This window comes from Mycobacterium sp. E740 (assembly GCF_001672895.1).
Classification (GTDB): Bacteria; Actinomycetota; Actinomycetes; order Mycobacteriales; family Mycobacteriaceae; genus Mycobacterium.
The window spans coordinates 1-2,470 of the sequence record NZ_LZKP01000075.1; the positions used below are offsets into that span (position 1 = coordinate 1).

At 69.2% G+C, this 2,470-nt stretch carries 3 protein-coding genes; 2 read left to right on the top strand and 1 reads right to left on the bottom strand.

Annotated elements, in window-relative coordinates; genetic code table 11:
• Nucleotides 1–574 (top strand): DUF5642 family protein (locus A5663_RS23290; RefSeq protein WP_068145628.1); only part of this gene is annotated, 574 nt, incomplete at its 5' end.
• Here the strand turns inward: A5663_RS23290 and A5663_RS06685 are convergent.
• Nucleotides 571–1,167: an alpha-ketoglutarate-dependent dioxygenase AlkB gene (locus tag A5663_RS06685; RefSeq protein WP_068145630.1), complete on the bottom strand. Its 597-nt coding sequence runs from the start codon at nucleotides 1,165–1,167 to the stop codon at nucleotides 571–573. The genes A5663_RS23290 and A5663_RS06685 overlap by 4 nt on opposite strands.
• Nucleotides 1,168–1,206: 39 nt before the next feature.
• Here A5663_RS06685 and arcA point away from each other — a divergent pair, with 39 nt between their 5' ends.
• A complete protein-coding gene (arcA, locus tag A5663_RS06690) occupies nucleotides 1,207–2,436 on the top strand; it encodes an arginine deiminase (protein WP_197503318.1) in 1,230 nt (409 codons plus the stop codon).
• The last annotated feature ends 34 nt before the right edge of the window (nucleotides 2,437–2,470 follow it).

A 2,470-nucleotide genomic window follows, 5' to 3' on the forward strand; every position in this document is an offset into this window, starting at 1 on the left:
CGACATCGCCCGGGTCAAGGATGTGCGGTCCAGCTTCGGGCCCGGATTCGCGGTCAGCGACGTCGGCCCGACCGGCATCGACCCGCGGCTGCTCGGCCGGCAGGCGCTGCCGCCGGGGATGAAGTTCGAACCGCCCGACTGCGCCTCTTTCGCCGATCAGCAGATGGTGCCTGCGGGCGCCAAAGGCAACATGGCGGCGACGACGGCGGAGGGCGAGGGCAATCGTTTCATCGCGATCGCCGTCGAGACGTCGGAGAACACGTCGGTCGACGCGCCCGCCGAGAACTGTCGCAAGGTCGGGTTCGCCGGCGGCGGGGTGCGGGGTCTCGTCGAGGTCGTCGACGCGCCGCACATCGATGGTGCGCAGACGCTGGGAATCCACCGGGTGCTGCAGACCACCGCGGACGGCAAACCGCGCACCGGCGAGTTGTACAACTACGCGGCGACCTTCGGTTCGTTTCTGGTGATCGTCACCGCGAACCCGTTGGTACTGCCCGGCAAGCCAGTCGCGAAGGTCGACACCCAGCGCGCCCGCGACCTGCTGGTCGCCGCGGTGAAAGCGGTCAGGTCCTAGCGCACGTCGTGCGGCCGGAACTGGATGCTGATCCGCGGGCCGACGGGCCGGGTGGTCTTGGGGATGGCGTGCTCCCAGGTGCGCTGACACGAACCGCCCATCACGAGCAGGTCGCCGTGGCTGTGCTGCAGGCGCAGCGACTTTCCGCCGCCGCGCGGCCGTAACGCGAAAGTCCTTGTCGCGCCGAGCCCCACGATCGCGACCATGGTGTCCTCGGTGCTGCTGCGGCCGATCGTGTCGCCGTGCCAGGCGACGCTGTCGTTGCCGTCGCGGTACAGGCACATCCCCGCCGTGGTGAACGGCTCACCCAGCTCGCCGGCGTAGGCGTCGTTGAGTCGGCGGCGGAGCTGTTTGAGCCGCGGATGCGGGGGCTCTCCCTCGACGAGGTTGACGAAGCTGACCAGTCGCGGAACGTCGACGACCCGGTCGTACATCGGCCTGCGCTCGGCGCGCCAGGCAACGACCGCCGCAAGTTCTTCGAACAGCGAGTCGGCGTCGTCGAGCCACCCGGACCGAAAGTCGATCCAGGCGCCGTTGCCGAGATGGCGGCGTTCGGCGTGCTCGAACAGTGAGCTCTGCAGAGCCAGCTCCATGCCTGCGAGTCTATCGCACAGGCGTTCGACCCGATGTGAATGACGGAGCGGGTTACGGTGCTAGATGTGACGTTTCGCTGCGACTCCGAGGTGGGCCGGCTGACCGCGGTCATCCTGCATCGGCCCGGGGCCGAACTGCAGCGGCTGACGCCCCGTAACAACGATGCCCTGCTGTTCGACGGTGTGCCCTGGGTGTCCCGCGCGCAGCAGGAGCACGACGCGTTCGCCGCACTGCTGGCCGACCGCGGCGTCGAGGTGCTGCTGCTGGCCGACCTGCTGACCGAGGCGCTGTCGCACAGCGGCGCGGCGAGGATGCACGGCATCGCGGCGGCTGTCGATCCGCGACGGCTGGGTCTGCCTCTGGCGCAAGAACTTTCGACATACCTGCGGTCGCTCGATCCGGCACCGCTGGCGCGGGTGCTGATGGCGGGCATGACGTTCAACGAGCTGCCGCTCTCGGGTGCCGAGGTCTCGCTCGTGCGGCGCATGCACCACGGCGGCGACTTCGTCATCGAGCCGCTGCCGAACCTGTTGTTCACCCGCGATTCGTCGTTCTGGATCGGTCCGCGGGTGGCGATCACGTCGCTGGCGCTGCCGGCGCGGGTGCGCGAGACCTCGCTCACCGACGTGATCTACGCGCACCATCCGCGGTTCCTCGGCGTGCGGCGGGCCTACGAGTCGCGCTCTGCGCCCGTCGAGGGCGGTGACGTGTTGCTGCTCGGGCCGGGCGTCGTCGCGGTCGGGGTGGGGGAGCGAACCACACCCGCGGGCGCGGAAGCGTTGGCGCGCAGCCTGTTCGACGACGATCTCGCGCATACGGTGCTGGCGGTGCCGATCGCCCAGCAGCGCGCGCAGATGCATCTCGACACGGTGTGCACGATGGTCGACGTCGACGCCGTGGTGATGTACCCGGCGATCGTGGACACGCTGTCCGCGTTCACGATTCACCGCGACGGCACCGGTGGTGTGCGTATCGATGACGAGGTGCCGTTCGTCGAGGCGGCCGCTGCGGCCATGGGGATCGAGCGGTTGCGGGTCATCGTGACGGGCCTGGACCCGGTGACCGCCGAACGCGAACAGTGGGACGACGGCAACAACACGCTCGCCGTCGCGCCGGGCGTGGTGATCGCCTACGAACGCAACGTGGAAACCAATGCGCGGCTTGCAGATGCGGGTATCGAGGTGCTGCCGATCCAGGCGTCCGAACTCGGGACCGGTCGTGGTGGCCCGCGGTGCATGTCGTGTCCGGTGGCCCGCGACCCGCTCTAGGTCCCCCTGCGCCGAAATAGCATTCCTGGTTGCT